Annotated in this window: 14 protein-coding genes; 11 read left to right on the plus strand and 3 right to left on the minus strand. The window is 48.3% G+C overall.

What is annotated here, in order from left to right:
* Window positions 1-110 precede the first annotated feature (110 nt).
* The 5 genes from B147_RS0117660 to cmoB all read left to right on the plus strand — a co-directional run bounded on the left by B147_RS0117660 (window position 111) and on the right by cmoB (window position 7,255).
* Window positions 111-1,532: an eCIS core domain-containing protein gene (locus tag B147_RS0117660; protein ID WP_157237937.1), complete on the plus strand. Its 1,422-nt coding sequence runs from the start codon at window positions 111-113 to the stop codon at window positions 1,530-1,532.
* Between the two features lie 20 nt (window positions 1,533-1,552).
* The gene (locus tag B147_RS30500; protein ID WP_020588531.1) at window positions 1,553-4,549 is read left to right on the plus strand and encodes an eCIS core domain-containing protein; all 2,997 of its coding nucleotides are present in this window, start codon (window positions 1,553-1,555) and stop codon (window positions 4,547-4,549) included.
* Window positions 4,550-4,592: 43 nt separating this feature from the next.
* Window positions 4,593-5,402, plus strand: a complete 810-nt coding sequence (locus tag B147_RS0117670; protein WP_020588532.1) for an extensin family protein — start codon at window positions 4,593-4,595, stop codon at window positions 5,400-5,402.
* Window positions 5,403-5,547: 145 nt separating this feature from the next.
* Window positions 5,548-6,273, plus strand: coding sequence for a carboxy-S-adenosyl-L-methionine synthase CmoA (cmoA, locus tag B147_RS0117675; RefSeq protein ID WP_026259711.1), 726 nt, complete (start codon window positions 5,548-5,550; stop codon window positions 6,271-6,273).
* Window position 6,274: 1 nt separating this feature from the next.
* Window positions 6,275-7,255: a tRNA 5-methoxyuridine(34)/uridine 5-oxyacetic acid(34) synthase CmoB gene (gene cmoB / locus B147_RS0117680; protein ID WP_020588534.1), complete on the plus strand. Its 981-nt coding sequence runs from the start codon at window positions 6,275-6,277 to the stop codon at window positions 7,253-7,255.
* Here the strand turns inward: cmoB and B147_RS0117685 are convergent.
* Complete coding sequence (locus B147_RS0117685; RefSeq protein WP_020588535.1) at window positions 7,252-7,938, minus strand: histidine phosphatase family protein; 687 nt, start codon at window positions 7,936-7,938, stop codon at window positions 7,252-7,254. The genes cmoB and B147_RS0117685 overlap by 4 nt on opposite strands.
* A 116-nt stretch (window positions 7,939-8,054) precedes the next feature.
* On the opposite strand from B147_RS0117685, the gene rocF reads away from it, so the two are divergent.
* The 4 genes from rocF to B147_RS28790 all read left to right on the plus strand — a co-directional run bounded on the left by rocF (window position 8,055) and on the right by B147_RS28790 (window position 13,509).
* The gene (rocF, locus tag B147_RS0117690) at window positions 8,055-8,951 is read left to right on the plus strand and encodes an arginase (RefSeq protein WP_026259712.1); all 897 of its coding nucleotides are present in this window, start codon (window positions 8,055-8,057) and stop codon (window positions 8,949-8,951) included.
* A 5-nt stretch (window positions 8,952-8,956) separates the two neighbouring features.
* Window positions 8,957-11,857 (plus strand): DEAD/DEAH box helicase, encoded by a 2,901-nt coding sequence (locus B147_RS0117695; RefSeq protein ID WP_020588537.1) that lies wholly within the window; start codon window positions 8,957-8,959, stop codon window positions 11,855-11,857.
* Window positions 11,858-11,954: 97 nt separating this feature from the next.
* On the plus strand, window positions 11,955-12,368 hold the full coding sequence (locus B147_RS0117700) for a rhodanese-like domain-containing protein (protein WP_033397580.1): 414 nt from the start codon (window positions 11,955-11,957) through the stop codon (window positions 12,366-12,368).
* A gap of 13 nt (window positions 12,369-12,381) precedes the next feature.
* On the plus strand, window positions 12,382-13,509 hold the full coding sequence (locus B147_RS28790) for a heterodisulfide reductase-related iron-sulfur binding cluster (RefSeq protein ID WP_020588539.1): 1,128 nt from the start codon (window positions 12,382-12,384) through the stop codon (window positions 13,507-13,509).
* A 52-nt stretch (window positions 13,510-13,561) separates the two neighbouring features.
* On the opposite strand, the gene B147_RS0117710 is transcribed toward B147_RS28790, so the two are convergent.
* Window positions 13,562-14,329: a sugar phosphate isomerase/epimerase family protein gene (locus tag B147_RS0117710; RefSeq protein ID WP_020588540.1), complete on the minus strand. Its 768-nt coding sequence runs from the start codon at window positions 14,327-14,329 to the stop codon at window positions 13,562-13,564.
* 321 nt (window positions 14,330-14,650) lie between these two features.
* On the opposite strand from B147_RS0117710, the gene B147_RS0117715 reads away from it, so the two are divergent.
* Window positions 14,651-15,499, plus strand: a complete 849-nt coding sequence (locus B147_RS0117715) for a rhodanese-like domain-containing protein (RefSeq protein ID WP_020588541.1) — start codon at window positions 14,651-14,653, stop codon at window positions 15,497-15,499.
* Entirely contained in the window at window positions 15,499-16,620 is a 1,122-nt protein-coding gene (locus tag B147_RS0117720) for an NAD(P)/FAD-dependent oxidoreductase (protein WP_020588542.1), read from the plus strand. The genes B147_RS0117715 and B147_RS0117720 overlap by 1 nt, the downstream gene beginning before the upstream one ends.
* A gap of 163 nt (window positions 16,621-16,783) precedes the next feature.
* Here the strand turns inward: B147_RS0117720 and B147_RS32515 are convergent.
* Window positions 16,784-16,967 (minus strand): hypothetical protein (locus tag B147_RS32515; RefSeq protein ID WP_211216952.1); only part of this gene is annotated, 184 nt, incomplete at its 5' end.

A 16,967-nucleotide genomic window follows, 5' to 3' on the forward strand; every position in this document is an offset into this window, starting at 1 on the left:
GAAAGAGGTCTGGTAAAGGACTTTCAATGACTGCCCACCATCCCGGGATTAAAAACATCCTTCATTCAGGGAGGGTACAGACCAAGCTGCCTGTCAGCAGACGAGACGATATGTATGAGCAGGAAGCTGATCAAATTGCAGATCAAGTTATGAGCATACCTGATTTCGCTGTCCAAAATAAGCTGGGAACCCGGCCGCTTGTATCCCAAATAACACCTCTTTTTCAGCGTCTGCCCATTGAGGAGGAAGAAGAACCTCAAACAAAACAATTGAGCAAAACAATGCCGCAGCAATTGCAAATGAATGAAAAAGAAGAGAGTAGGGGGACTCAAAGACGAATCAATCAAGACGATGAAAAGGGATATGGCGCATTTCACCACAATATTGCGTCGATCATGGGTGGTGGCATCTCCTTACCTTCTTCAGAGGCTTCCTTTTTTGAGTCACGATTCGGCTGTCGGTTTGCCCGGGTAAGAATCCATACAGACAGTAAGGCTGCTGAAATTTCACAATCCATGAACGCACGGGCATTTACTGTGGGGGATCATATCGCTTTTGCAAGATCACAGTATCAGCCGGAAACGCCACGTGGGAGACGTCTGCTGGCCCACGAACTTGCTCATGTTGTGCAACAATCCCATCAAAGCGAACACATTCAATGCAATCTATTCCAGGATATAATGAATGAAGGGTTAAGCCTTGCTGAGCAGGGAATGCAGATTTTAGAAAGAGAAGCCGGCGCAATTTCCGGCATGGGAGAAGCTGCGGCCAGAGAAATTGTCCGGGAGATGATCGCGCAATGTAATCAGATGCCGGCGTCTGCATGTCCAAACGCAGATTGTCCACCTTGTTTTTGCAGTCCTTTGCCTCTAACCAGGGATGAGCTTCTTGTCTTTAGAGATCTGGTTGCATTGTATACACTTCCCGGTATCGCGGTAAAAGTAAGTCCCCGTGTGGTGCCGCTTTGGGAGGCTTATCTATACGGCGGTACTTCTCAACTCGATCTATCCGGATCTTTCGGCAATGATTTCATGAGATCACAAACCACCGTGAGAATGAATTCAATTGTTACAGCCGAACTTAGCCGGACGATCAATCCAAGACTACAGCTTCCAAATGAAATTGATATTCCTTCGCGCATTCCGACACTTATCTCTCAGATGAACAATTCGACTCATACGAATGCCATGGATTTCAATGTGATTGGCGAAATTCCGGGTAATATCGCCGGGGGCATAGGGCAGCAAAACTGTTCAGCGGGGGCCAGACCCTCTACTGTAGATGACCGAAGGGATATTGAAGGAAGTGCCTCAATAGTACGCAATTCTCCAAGCACTGTTACCGTATTTCCAAACATGTTTTATGTCATTACCGACACAATTGATCTTTGTCCGGGTAACTGCGGGGCCGATATAGAGCAGATTGCCACGTTGCCCATGTCTTGGTTGGAGGCATCGGGGGTTTCAGGGGATGTTCCCTTTATCGTTCGATACCATTCGGCGCTTCCGCCGTTTGTCGTCAGTGGATCATAAAGACAAATAGGGTGTATACCATGTGCACTTTTGCTTGTAAAAAGAAGCCAAGTCAGCATATTAAGGTCACCGATTCAAAAAAACATGATCGCGCATTCTCCTTTCAAAATCACACCGTACGTTCAATACTTCATTTGCAGCCTACAAATCCACCCGTTAGAGATATCGTGAGAAGGAAAAAGAACCAAAGTTTACCTAAAGGCCTGCAAGAAAATATTGAGAATTCATTTGGACAAGATTTCACAACTGTAAATATTCAAAAAAACTCCCAGGCAGCTGTTGATCTGAATGCCCGGGCATTTGCTCAAGGAGAGACTGTGCATTTTGCACCCGGTGAATTCAGCTCTAACTCGAAAAAAGGGAAAAATCTTATCGGACATGAATTTGCCCACGTGGTTCAGCAGAGAAGTGGCGTGGTGAAACCTACTGTGATGCGGACGGGGCTGATTTTAAATGATGATAAAGAGTTAGAAAGAGAAGCTGACATTTTTGGGGAAAAGGCAGTTGATGGTGAAATAGTACCTAAATATCAATCTTCAAGCCTATGGGTGAGAAATGATTTTAGTACGATCCGGGCAACAAGTAATATTGTCCAGTTTGATGAATACGATGAACCCAATCATGACCGTTCGGTTCCTCACTTGATGCGCCTACTCGATGAAGGCAATGCAAATAATATTCGGGCGGCGTTGGAAGGGCTTCGACGTGCAGAAAGCACGATAACGGATACCAGTGAAGCGACTCGCGTTGTCTTTACCACAGGGCAGGATACCTACAATTTAACCATTACCTCCAATGAAGTCGATGAGTTTATCCGTTTGTACGAGAGATACCTTTCCCACCGGCAGACAGGCCCGGTACCCAGCTTGTCAGATCAATTTGTCAATCTTTTTAACCGTCATTTCAGCAGCATACGGCACATATTGAGGCCCAGGCCGGGTAGTATTTCTTCCCCAGGCAGATCTCCGGAAGAAATTTCTGCTGAGGCAACATCTGCAAATCGTGAATTGAGTGCACGCGAGATTGCCGCGAACTTTACGCCAGGCCAGATTAATTTACTGTCCCAGTATTTAACTTCACACATTATACCGGAGCGACTATTTAATGGCGATGAGACCAACCTGCTTGATGCCGGGCAGCGTATTGTAATATCAGCACACATATTGGCCAATGGCGTATATAACTCGGGATTTCGCCTGCAGGAAGTGTATCCGAGGATGTGTTTTCACTGGGCCCACATTGTTTATCACTACGCGGGGGTAACTCCACCGAGTGGTCCTCTCACAGTTGGCGTTATGGGTACAACAGACCCTACCGGGCAAGTTGTGCTCGGTGGCGGCACCACAGAGGATCAGGATCAAGGGGGCGTATTACCAGCCCCGGGTCGTCGGCGGGCCCGGGAGCGGAGGCTCGAAGAAGCGCGGGTTGCCATGGAAACCGCCCGGGGCCCCGTTGATTCAGCGACAAGAGAAGCGCAAGGTGCCCAGCAGGAAAGAGACCGTGCCCATGCTGCAATTCCCAGGTTGCAGGCGCAACAGCGGCAAGAAATACAAGAAGCATCTCAGGAACAAAGGCGTGCGTTGCGAGATAGACACAGAGACGCCTTAAGTGCCGCACGGCAACGTCTAAGGGTAGCCAACCGCGAACGTAACGAAGCCAATAGAAGGCTGCAGTCCGCAACACAACGTTTTAACAGTGCAAGGCGAGAACACAGTAGTATGGAAGACATAGCCCGTCAGGCCATTTCCCGGCGTGGGGAAATATCACCCGACGATATAAGAAACCTGCAAAGAGGGGATTGGCTGTATATTTATACCAATGTCGATACGCGCACCGGAGATCATAGTGTTATTTTCTCACGCTGGCTAAACTTCGTGGAAGTTAGTCCGACCCGGGTTTACGGACAGGCAGAGTTGTACAGTGGGTCCCCGCAACGCCCGGGACGGACCCATACCGAGTGGATCGGCAGCTTTAGCGGATCAGAGAATAGCCACAATGTTCATGGTATTACCAGGTTTCAGAGAATGTCTTCAGGTAGTAATCCGGCTGACACAACAAATGAAATACTCCCCCCACTTTCATCAAGAACATCAAGTCGTGCTGTTATTGCCAACCGTAGCTTCATTGAGGGCCGCGATCTGGACCGCTCTGCCGTGATGCAAAGACTGGCGGAGCAAAACCGCAGCCTGTTAGACGCTCTGGCTTGGCGAATCACACCCAATCAACGTGCACTTTTACTCACGATTAACCAAGAAGACAATTTGGAGAGAAGGGTTCAACTCAATGAGCGTTTACGGAACCTGAGCAGCAATGTAAGTACATCTGAAACTGCACGAGCCGGGGCTGTTGAAATAGCCAGATCGCGATACGAACCACGAATTGCCCGGAGACGGGAATCTGCGCGCAGACTGCTGGGAGGCATGACCGGTCAGTTCAATAGAGTTGACGAAAGGTTACAATCCTTTGCGTCAGCAATTGGCGGAAGGCCCAATGGGGTTGTTCCAAATTCAAGTGCGCGTCAATTACCGACCACGCTTGATGCGGATACTTTTGCACAGGAAATTGGCTTTACTGTGGCAGCAGAGGCTGTCGTGGCTTTGAACAGGCTGCTTCAAAGGGAGACCGTCACACCCGAACAGGCGGAGGCGGAATCCAGGCAGATTGACCAGCTTGAAAGCCTTTTCTCGGACCTGTCTGAAAATATTCCCCCGCCCGGCGCCCGCCGGCACTTAAGAGATCTGCTACGTTCCACTCAACAAAACAGAAACGACATCAATCCACGAATCCTTCCTGACTTTAGGCGATGGAAGAATGCTTGCCAGCAGGCCCATGGACCGCTTGACCTTGCGATCAGACAACTGATGAACAATGTATTAATTCCTTTTGCGAGAACTATGCGGCAGCAGGGCGGAACACTGCCTTTTGTAACCACACATATTGGTGGTAGAGGCGAAAGTTACTCCTCAACAGGTCTCCTTTCCAACGTTCCGAATATCTCTGACATTCAGAATGAATAATAGGATCAAGAAATAACATCCAAAACGTACAGGAGGTGCATTCATGAGCAGGCCAACAAATTACGCTGAAACAATTGCCGGTGTTCCCGTACATTACGACCGGTACAATAATCCCCGGTATTGCTATGGAACAAGAGGCAAACCATACAAATTTTATATGACGCAAGGATTCGAAACAAAGTTGAATGAAAGCTTTGAGGATTTGTGGGAAATTTGTTCCCTCGGCAAGGCAGAGGTGATTGCTTCCGCAGGGGCATACGTAGACAAACCAGGGATGCACGCGAAGGGAAGAGCGATTGATATAGATGCCTTGTTTTGGTCAGATTATGCCCTTATTACAAATAATTATCTTGTTCAGACCAGCTTTTATCTTGGTGTTGAAGCCATACTCAGAAAACATTTCGGCACTGTTTTGAATTACTTGTACAATGCGGCTCACAAGGATCATTTTCATGTAGATGACGGTACCGAAGTTGGTTATTCAAATACATCGAAATCAAAGACGTTTTTTCTCCAAGCGGCTTTGGTGAACCTCTTTGAGCAGCCAATATCCGTTGACGGCAAATGGGGGGATGAAACATCGGGAGCTGTCAGTGTTGTATTCAAAGGCCTTGGCATTCAAAGAGATATATTCGATAAAAACGCTTGGCTTGATTTCTTGACTCAAGCAGCGAACAAAGCATTCGGATTTGTGGAACCTGAAGAAAAAGATCCTTTGGATTTGATTCGGGATTTGTACAAAGTTATTGATAGCGAATTGGAAAATTCTATTTATAGAAAGCCGATTGAAACCGCACTTTCAACATTTGTGAATCATCCTGATACACGGAACTGGTTGGCGAAATATGAATAGAGTTGATTCTCACTATTTGAAGTCAAACTGCAAATAGACTTATAGGCATTTGCCCTGAATGCAAGCGGCCTGTTAAGGTTTTCCAAGCCGCTTGCACAAAGCCTGTAAATGATGTATAGATGCCCGGATTAAAATGGACGGGGATATGAATAAAGACAGGGTATTTGCAGATAAACTGACCACGATCACACCTTTCAGGTTCAACGAAAAAGTAGCCCGGGTATTTGACGATATGTTGGTCAGGTCGGTGCCTTTGTATGGTGAAGTGCTTAAACAGCAGGCAAGGATTGCCTGGCAGCATTATCAACAAGGTACACAGATTTTTGATCTGGGATGTTCCCACGGCAACTTGGGGATGTTGCTTCTTGACTGCTTTGGTGAAACTGCATTTAAGATGATCGGGGTTGACAGTTCCTGGCCCATGATACAGCGCTTTAAAAAACGGCTTGCCGTCCATGACGGTCATGGTTCTATTGACCTTGCCTGTGCCGGTATTGAAAATATTGTTATTTCAAACGCTTCTGTGGTGGTCATCAATTTGACCCTGCAGTTTCTGGATAAGCAAAAGCGGGACAGTCTGATTCAGTCAGCGTTTACTGGGCTACGCAAGGGCGGCATATTATTGCTCACGGAAAAAACCGTCCACCCTGATTCACAAATGAATGCCCTGGAGCAGGAATATTATTACCAGTTTAAAAGAGAAAACGGATATACGGACCTTGAAATAAGTCAGAAACGGGATGCGTTGGAACGGGTGCTGGTTCCCGAGACCGTGGCAGAACATGAGAACCGTATCCAAGACACCGGCTTTGGGTCATTCAATGTTTGGCTCAAGTGGTTTAACTTTACATCCATGATTGCAGTTAAATAGAATGGAACAGTTCTTAGAAAATTACGGACACCTGGGATGGGATAAATGGTATGACGATCTGGAAAAGCTGGTCAAAGACAAAAGGGCTTTTCTTGATTCTGCCGGCGGAAATTTTGAAAAATATAAACATGTAGTGGAAAACCTGCCTGAAATTTGTTCCCATACCGTTGAACCGGCATTTGATTTATCATCTAAAGCTGTCAGCATCGGGCAGGCAGATCAGCTTTCACCCGATGAAAAAAAGACGATTTACAACGGCCTTATCAATCTGAGCCCCTGGCGCAAAGGTCCCTTTGATTTTTTTGGTGTTCACGTTGATTCCGAGTGGCAGTCCTGGATGAAATGGGAGCGTCTGGTGCCCCATCTGCCCAACCTTAAAAACAGAAAAATTCTGGATATCGGTTCGAGCAACGGCTATTACATGTTTAAAATGGCGGCGTCAGATCCCCTGTTTGCTTTGGGTCTTGAACCCCAAAGCGCCTTTTATTACCAGTATTGTGCGGCACAAAAATATCTGAATTTGAAAAATGTATTCTGTCTTCCGGCCACATACAATGAATTGCCGGCCATGAACCGTTTTTTTGATCTGGTGCTGTGTATGGGGATTTTGTACCACCGCAAATCCCCGGTGAAGATGCTCAGACAGATCCATGACAGCCTTGTGCCGGGCGGTCAAGTGGTTGTGGAAAATTTGGTGATCCGGGGGGAAAACAATCATTGTCTGTTTCCCTTTGACCGGTACGCTAAAATGCGCAATGTGTTTTTTATCCCTGATTTGTCTGCTATGGAAGCCTGGCTTACCCGGGCCGGATTTTCGAATATCAGGTGCGTTGATATAACGGACACCACTCTTGAAGAGCAGCGCAAAACCCCATGGATTCAAACGGAATCCCTTGAAGATTTTCTGGATTCCAGCGATCCGTCAAAAACCGTTGAGGGGTATCCGGCACCCGTTAGAGCTCTTTTTATAGCAACAGCTTAAGCAATTTCGACCGGATCTAACTGTCTGGCAGCAGCAAAAACCCGGTCCTCTTTTTCAAAAAATGCCACGGCATCAAGGTATCCTGCATCAAGGGCATCTTTATGGGAAAGCCCAAGCGTGAATTGCTTGATGGGAAAAATGTTCCAATCATGGGTCACACAGATGGCAGCCTGTCCAGGGGAAAGTTCTTTAAGCCCTGATACCATGAAATCGGTAATCCGGTTTGCCGTGACCTCAGGATCAAGCATAATTGATTCATCAAGGGTTTTGTCAAACCAGCTCCGGATAAACTGGGAGGCTCCTGTTGTTGCCATCATTTCCTTGGCTGTCACAACATTTTTTACATAAAAAGGGGTTAAATTTTTATTTAGGGTGGTGTGGGGCAATTGCTTGCCGGTAACAGAGGTAAATCCTTTATCAATAAGGTAGGCTGTTTCAATACACCGGCCAAAATGACTGGAATAAAGAACCGGTGTTAAATCCAAAGGAAAGGATTTTCCAAAGTCAAAGGCGTAGTCCTTACCGGAATCGTTAAGTCCCATAAAAGGTTCAAGCCGCGGATTGTCTGAGTATTGTCTGTCTGAATGGCGTAAAACTAAAGAGATCCGGTCAACGCCCTGCCCAAGCAGGTCTCTGACCAATTCAATGGTATGCTGGGATCGAAGTTTATATTTATTTTCCATGCAATCTCCCTGGTTTATTTAAAGCCGTGAAATTTATTGAATAGATTTCTTACTCTATGATATATGACCTGTCAACACAGGCCTGCCCCGGGCAGCCCCAATTAAAGGATATCAATATGGCAAAACCCATCAGCATTATCGGTGTTCCCATGGATTTCGGGCAGATGCTCCGTGGCGTGGACATGGGTCCTGCCGCGTTAAGGTACACCGGATTGATCCCAAGGCTTCGCCGGCTTGGATATGATGTTAAAGACGAAGGGGATATCCCCATCCCCGTGCGGGATGATGATCCTGCCATGGAAGGGGTGAAAGACCGTTATGTAAAAGAAATCACCCAGATCAGCCACGATCTTTATAACACCGGCCGCCGGGTCATGGATCAGGGCCGTATGCCGATTTTTCTGGGCGGGGATCATGCCATTGCCATTGGTGCCGTGGCTTCGGTGACGGCCAAGGAGCATGTGGGACTTATCTGGGTGGATGCCCACGCCGATTTTAATACGCCCCAGACCTCACCTTCCGGAAATATCCATGGCATGCCCCTGGCCGTTCTAACGGGAGACGGCTATCCATGCCTTGTGGATGCAGGGCATCCCGGTACCAAGATATCCCTGGATAATGTGATCATGATCGGCCAGCGGGATCTGGACCCCGGCGAAAAAAAACGAATCAAATCCAGCGGCATCACCATCTTCACCATGCGCGATATTGACGAGCAGGGGATGAGCGCCATTGCCGCCAAGATCATCGTTCAGTTCGCCCATTTGAAACGCTTTCACCTGAGTTTGGATATGGATGCCCTGGATCCGGTGGAGGCTCCGGGGGTCGGCACCCCTGTGCCCGGGGGGATCTCCTACCGGGAAGCCCATCTGCTCATGGAACTGCTTGCAGATTCGGGCAAACTTGGCTCCATGGACCTGGTGGAGATCAATCCCATCCTTGACGTGGCCAATAAAACAAGCAAACTTGCGGTGGAACTAATCCTGTCCGCCCTAGGGAAAAGCATTCTTTAGATCTCGTGGGGCTTGATGATTATATAACCGGATTAAAATCCTTTAAGGGATTTGCAGGCGATATTGTCAGCCACAGAACATTTGATGCCCAACCTGCGGCCTGGGCATCCCCGAAAATCTTTCCCTGCTTTAAGAATGACTTGTCCGGTCTTCTTACCGGGTTTGGCATTAAAAACCTGTATACCCACCAGGCCCGGGCGGTTTCCCTTATTCTTGATAAATGCCATACAGTGATTGCCACACCCACGGCATCAGGCAAAAGTCTGGTGTATAATCTGCCGGTGATGGATGCGCTCATATCCGACCCCAATACCCATGCCTTGTACCTGTTTCCCCTCAAAGCACTTGCCCGGGACCAGCTTGACACCGTTAATCAAATGCTGGCCGGTACTGATACTGTTTTTTCACAGCCTTTGACTGCGGGCGTTTATGACGGGGATATCACAGGGTATCAAAAAACAAAGATCCGAAACAATCCGCCAAACATTCTTTTATCCAATCCTGAGATGCTGCACCTGGCCATGCTGGCCCATCACCATCTATGGGCCTCTTTTTTCTCAAATCTTAAATATATCGTGGTGGATGAGGTGCATACCTACCGCGGAATCATGGGCTCGAACATGGCCTGGGTGTTCCGCAGGCTTTTGCGGATATGCCGGTTTTACGGATCAAACCCCTGCTTTATTTTTTGTTCAGCCACCATTGCCAACCCCGGACAGCTTGCCTCGGAGCTCACCGGGCTGCAGGTAAAGGTGGTGGATGAACAAGGGGCGCCTTGCGGAAAAAAAGATGTTTTGATGATGAAAGGGCTGGAAGGCGCGGCCCAGACCGCCATCACACTCATCCATGCCGCAGTGTACCGAAATCTTGCCACCATTGTTTACACCCAGTCTAGAAAAATTACGGAACTGATTGCCGTATGGGCGGGACAGCGGGCCAAATCCATGGCAGATAAAATCTGTGCATACCGGGCCGGATTCCTTCCCGAAGAGCGGCGGGAAATTGAACAAAAACTTGCCAAAGGTGAACTGCTTTGCGTGGTGTCAACGTCTGCCCTTGAGCTTGGCATTGACATCGGCAATCTGGACCTTTGCATCCTTGTGGGATATCCGGGAACCATGATGTCCACCTGGCAGCGGGCAGGCAGGGTAGGGCGGGACGGCAATGACTCCGCCATGGTCCTCATTGCCCATGAAGATGCCCTGGACCAGTATTTTATCAACCATCCGGACATTTTTTTTACCATGCCCCCGGAAACCGCCCGGATCAATCCTGAAAACCCCCAGATTCTTGACCGCCATCTGGATTGTGCGGCCGCTGAACTCAGCCTTGACGCCGATGATCCCATGTTAAAGCAACCGGGTGTGCAGGAACGGGTAGAGGTGCTGGGGCGTCAAGGCAAACTCTTGTTAAGCCGGGACGGCAATACCTGGTTTTCCCCCCGCAAACGCCCCCACAGGGAGGTCAGTTTACGGGGAACCGGGCACACCATTCCCATATTCAAAGAGGATACCCGGCAAAGTTTAGGTGAAATCGATTGGCACAGATCCTATTTTGAAACTCATGAAGGCGCGGTTTACCTGCACCGTGGACAAACCTTTGTGGTGACGCTGTTTGATCATCTTAAAGGCGTGGTCCGGGCGAAAAAGGAAAAAGTCAGTTATTACACCCGGGCAAGATCCTCGAAAAACACTGAAATTATAACTGTTGAAAAAAACTGTCAGGTCAAAGGCACCCGGGTAGGGTTCGGCAAACTGAAAATCCGTGAACAAGTGACAGGCTATGAAATGAAATCAGTGTCCAGGCAAAAATCCCTTGGCATCGTACCTTTGGATCTGCCGGAACTGACCTACGAAACCCAGGGGTTGTGGATTGAGATCCCGGACTGGATCAGGCAGCGCATTGAAACGGATCATTTGCATTTCATGGGCGGGATTCACGCGTTGGAGCATGCAGCCATCGGTATGATGCCGCTTTTGGTGATGACCGACAGAAATGATCTGGGCGGCATATCCATGCCCTTTCATCCCCAGGTTGAAACGGCGGTTGTTTTTGTCTATGACGGCGTGCCGGGCGGGTTGGGGCTTACCTTACAGGCCTTTGACAACGCAGTGACCCTGATGCAGAGAACCTATGAAGCAATCCGGGACTGCCCCTGCGACACAGGTTGTCCGGCTTGTGTGCATTCGCCCAAATGTGGGTCCGGAAACCGTCCCATAGACAAGGAGGCGGCCAGGCAAATTCTTGCTATGCTCCTTGAACAAAAGCCGAGGCAGGGGGCATTTGCACCAGCCACACATCTGCCTGTTTTCCCAAATGTTGCCGGCTTGGAAAAAGAGACACATGAAAAAAGAACTGGGTTGGCCTCCCCCAAAAGATACGCCGTGCTTGACATCGAAACCCGGCGGTCTGCCAAGCAGGTGGGCGGATGGCACAAAGCCGAGCGCATGGGAGTGTCCTGCGCGGTGCTTTACGATTCCCTTGAAAAAGATTTTCTGGTCTATTACCAGGAAGATATGGAAAAACTTGTGGAACGGCTCAGGCACATGGACCTTGTTATCGGGTTTAACATTATCCGGTTTGATTACAAAGTGCTGTCCGGGCTGAGCCGGTTTGATTTTCACGGCCTTCCCACCCTGGATATTCTGACAAAAGTCCATGAGCGTTTAGGATACCGGCTTTCACTGGATCATTTGGCCGGCCAGACCCTAGGGCTTGAAAAAAGTGCAGACGGCCTCCTTGCACTTAAATGGTGGCAGGAGGGCCGTCTGGATCTGATTGTGGATTATTGTACCCAGGATGTTCGTGTCACCCATGAACTATACACGTATGGCCGGGATAATGGTTTTTTGCTCTTTAAAAACAAAGCAGGCCACCATGTCCGCATTCCTGTGGACTGGAAATAATCACGAATTATAGGCCGCCGTTAGAATGACAAAAAAATTGGACACTGCTGTGAAACTGGTCTATTCTGACCTTTTAACATGCCGAAAGGAAAAGCAAATGAAAAAATTTTTTCTGGTTCTTGTAATGGTGATGCTGGCTGTCCCGGTCTACGCAGGCGGATATAACTACGTGTCGGCAGACAAAGTCAAATCCTGGATTGAAACCGGAACCCCCATAAATATTGTGGATATTCAGGTACCCGAAGAGTTTAAGGCCCATCATCTGCCTGGCGCCATAGCCACCTATTCCTATCCGGTAAAATCAGACAGCGAAAGGGCCAAGCTTGACAATGCCGTTGCTGAGACTGAAAAGAACCAGGACCCGGTGGTCATTGTCTGCCCAAGAGGTAAAGGGGGTGCTAAGCGGTGTTATGATTACTTCAAAGAAAAGGGCATTGCTGAAGAACGCCTTCTGATCCTGGAAAAGGGTCAATTGGGGTGGCCCCATAAAGAGATGGTGAAAACAGAGTAGTGTTCTCGATCATATGTCCCCTGTACCGGCCGATATTCTTGAAAAATGTACCAATTGCGGTGCCTGCCAGGTCCCATGCGCCTTTTTAATGCGATACGGCACGCCCAAAGAGATATTCACAGCCCTGGACCCGGCCAAACAACATTCACTTTCTTTTGAATGCAGCCTTTGCGGCCTGTGCCGGGCGGTCTGTCCTGAAAGCCTGGACCCGGTAGAAGCATTTCTGGCCCTGAGAAGGGATGCCGTAAATAATAATCAGGTTGATCTGTCAGTATATTCCACGATTTTGGGATATGAGAAAAAAGGCACCTCTGCTTTGTTTTCGTGCTATGCCCTTCCCCAAGGCTGCGATACAATTTTTTTCCCAGGCTGCACCCTTCCCGGGACCCGGCCGAAAACCACATGGGCTCTGTTTGACACTCTAAGGGGCATGAAGCCGGATTTGGGGATTGTTTTGGACTGCTGCACCAAACCAAGCCATGACCTGGGGTGTGAAACCTATTTTCAAAGTATGTTTGGGGAAATGGTCGGCTTTTTGAAGGCCCACCAGATAAAACGGGTCTGGCTTGCCTGCCCCAACTGCTATAAGGTTTTTATAACTTATGCACCGACAATGACAGTGGAAACCGTGTACGAGGTAATGGACCGCACGGGATTGCCCTGCAAATTTCCTGACGGTTCCCGTCCTTTTGAGGATACCCCACTGGTAGTTCATGACCCCTGTCCCATGCGTGATGAAGTCCTGGTTCAGGAATCGGTCAGGTCTCTTCTGGCCGGAATGAACCTGTCTGTCGAAAAAATGGCCTTTGAAAAAAAGAAAACCCTTTGCTGCGGGGAGGGCGGGTCTGTGGGCTTTATTGATTCTGAACTTGCCCGGGCATGGACCGGGAAACGAGAAAAAGCCGCAGGTCCAAATCCCATTGTTACCTATTGCGCCGGCTGCGCCGGGTTTTTAAACCGTACAACGCCAACCTTTCACATCCTGGATCTTCTCTTTTTTCCGGATAAGGCGGCCTCTGGGCGCCTGCGGCCGGCAAAGGCGCCGTTGACTTATTTTCACCGGCTGGCCTTGAAGCGGAAAATCAAAAAAGCCTTGCCAGATGCCGTTTTTCGGGAAAGAAACTATCGCCCGGCAGAGTAAAAATCGTGGCCTTCCAAAGCGGATGAATACATCGTGGCAGGCAGTTGGCAGATTAATCCCACAAACTGCGTACCATATTCCGGCTCAGATCCAGATAGGATGCCTGCATCTGTGGATCATTACAGAAAATTTCCAGGGTGATGGTGTTATCGTATGAGATTGATTTTAACGAATCCACAGCCTGTTGCCAATTTACGGTGCCTACGCCCAACGGCAGGTGGTCGTCGTTTCGTGACCGATTGTCGGAAAAATGGACATGCACAAGGTGCTCTCCGAGCGTTTTGCAGAAAATTTCATGGCCATCCTTGCCAAAGTTGGTGTGTCCAACGTCCAGATGCAGCTTCAGGTCCGGTACCCGGGCGATCAGTTCTTTAAAAACAGATACCCGGTCAAAGGGCGCTTTATAGTTTTCAAACATCAGGGTAAGCCCATATGATGCAGCCATTTTAACAATGGGCGGCAACGCATCTATCTGGAATAAGACCAATTGGTCTCTCATGGCAGGCGGGCAAAAATAGCAGGGGTGGATGTTCATCATTCTGGCACCCAGGCGGGAAAATATTTTTGCGCCCCGCTCAAGTTCCTTTAAACAGGCCTCCCTGATCCCAGGCACCGGGTATGCCCAGGGAAGGCAGGGGTCGGTATGCCCGATGATACCCAGTTCGTAAGTATCCAGAACGGCTTTAAGGCGTTCAGTATCCACATCGTCGGCATTGGGGCCTTCGAGGGTGAGATCCAGAAACTCAAAACCGGCTTTACCGCATTGCTCGGCTTCTTTATAAACCGATTTTAACGGGTTGTTCATTACACCTATCTTCATGGAGACATCCTTGCATGGTATCTTTGAATTAAGAGGGTTGCCGTCTGATGGCTTCCCCTCTTACCACAAGCATTCGAAGGTTAACGAATTTTGCGCCCTTGTGCAAGCAGATTGGCCTGGGGGTGGTCTTGCCTGCTGATGGGTAAATTGCGACATCTTGAAGTTAAAAATTTACCTGCCCAGACAAAGGGGGCTTACTATGGTGGGCTGGATATGTAATAATTAAAAATTTACAAGCTGATATCGGAGTAATCAAAAAAATGTTCAAGCCGTTTGACTGAAAATCTGGTTCAACAAATAGCAATTGGGGAGGTTCACAAAATGAAATGGCTACAGTTTTTTACACCCGCCAAATCAATGGATACCGGGCAGGCAAAAGAGTTTATTTCTACACATCCGAACGAGGAAACCACCATTCTTGATGTCCGTCAGCCCTCTGAATATGAGCAAAAACATATTCCGGGAGCCGTCCTGATACCATTGTCCGAGCTTTCAGACCGGCTGGGAGAACTCGACCCGGAAAAGCCGACTCTGGTGTACTGTGCGATAGGAGGACGCAGCCGGGTTGCTGCACAGATGCTGGCGGGCAAGGGATTTAAAAAGGTAATTAATGTTTCAGGCGGTATAAAGGCATGGGAGTCTGAAACCGCCATAGGGCCCCAGGAGCTTGGTGTAGACTTGTTCTCCGGGAAAGAAGAACCGGAAGACGTGCTCAAAGTTGCCTACTCCCTGGAACAGGGATTGAGGGATTTTTATCTTACCCTGGGCCAACAGACAAGAAACAAAAAGGTGAAGGCTCTGTTTGCAAAACTTTCTGAGATTGAGTTGAATCATCAGAAGTCCATTTTTCAGGCGTATCTGGATATCGGTGGGGAAACGGTGAAGATGTCCCAGGAACATTTTGAAAATATGGTGGAAGTAAAATCATTGGAAGGCGGTCTTTCGACGGAACAGTATCTTGATCTGTTCAGCCCGGACCTGGAGAAGGAAACGGATGTGATTTCGCTTGCTATGTCCATTGAAGCACAGGCTCTGGATCTTTACCAGCGTGTTATCTTAAAAATAGACAACCCTGATTCAAAACAGGTTATTCAAAAAATAGCCAATGAAGAAAAAGCCCACATGGAAAGCCTGGGTAAACTGATGGATACGCTGAAGGGAACGGATTAATGAAAAAAAATTTGGTTCTGATCGGCGGCGGACATGCCCACATGACGGCGCTTGAGAATATTTCCCGATTTATTGAAAAGGGTTATAGGGTTACCGTGATAGGTCCGTCCATTTACCACTATTATTCCGGCATGGGACCAGGTATGCTGGGCGGGACATACACCCCTTCGGACATTCGCTTCGCCACCCGTGATGTTGTCTGCAAACAAGGCGGTCTTTTTGTAAAGGATTATGTGACCCGGATTGACCCGGAGGCAAAAACGGTTCAGACTGCCGGCGGCCAAAGTTTGGCCTATGATGTGCTTTCAGTGAATGCAGGATCTTATGTCGCCATGCAGGATGTGCCTGAAAATGCGGAAAATATCTATCCGGTCAAGCCCATTGAAAAGCTTATGGAAGCGGCTGAAAAGCTCAAAATCCTTTTTAAACGTAAAAAAGCGGTGGTGACAATAGTCGGCGGCGGCCCTTCCTCGGCAGAAGTGGCAGGGAACATATGGCAGTTGGCGAAACGGGCAAAGCAGAATATGCCGGAAATAAAAATCCTTGCCGGCAGCCGGTTTATGGCCAGATTTCCTGAAAGCGTCCGGGGCCGTGTGACCAGTATCCTTAAAAAAAGGGGTATCCGGATTTTTGAAAACGGGTATGTAGAAAAAGTAACCGCCGAATCCATTCTCATGGCTTCGGGCGAATCACTCTCCACTGATTTTACTTTTCTTGCCTCGGGCGTGAAACCGTCTAAAATTTTTGAAGCATCCGGCCTGCCGGTGGGTCCGGATAAGGGCCTGCTGGTCAACAGGTACCTGCAAAGCGTCAGGTATCCGGATATCTTCGGCGGCGGGGACTGTATCTATTTTAAGGATCGACCTTTAGACAAGGTGGGCGTGTACGCGGTCCGGCAAAATCCGGTGCTGCTGAACAACCTGTTTGCCCAACTTGAAGGAAGTCCGCTGCAGGTGTTTAACCCGGGACCGGAGTACCTGTTAATTTTCAACCTTGGCGCAAATCTTGGTGTTTTGAAAAAAAGAGGGATCGTGTTCAGCGGGCAACCGGCATTCCGGATCAAAAACTATATTGACAAAAAATTCATGAAAAAATTTCAGACCATAGAGAAAAGGCTTTAAAACGGGAGCCTCTTGCAGATAAACCATCTCTGCAAGAGGCTTTTATATGAGAAAGTACCAATAACTTGAGAGTATAGGAATTTCCATCATGGAAAAAAATTCGGGGAAGAGTCTCATCAGCCATAAAAAATGACGATTTGCCCGGAAGCCTGTTCAATTTTTTTCAACGCCAATTCCCATCCATCAAAAAAGCGTTGATACGCTGTTTATCTTTTTTATCCCAAGGCAGTGAATTAGCACAGAAAAAAAGGGCGGGATAATCCTGCGCAGAAGATGGGCATGGCTTTGGGAAATTAACTGTTTTATCAAATGGGCCGGAATTTTGATCAGCACTCTGCTGGAAATTT

It is taken from the genome of Desulfobacter curvatus DSM 3379, from assembly GCF_000373985.1.
Lineage (GTDB): Bacteria > Desulfobacterota > Desulfobacteria > Desulfobacterales > Desulfobacteraceae > Desulfobacter > Desulfobacter curvatus.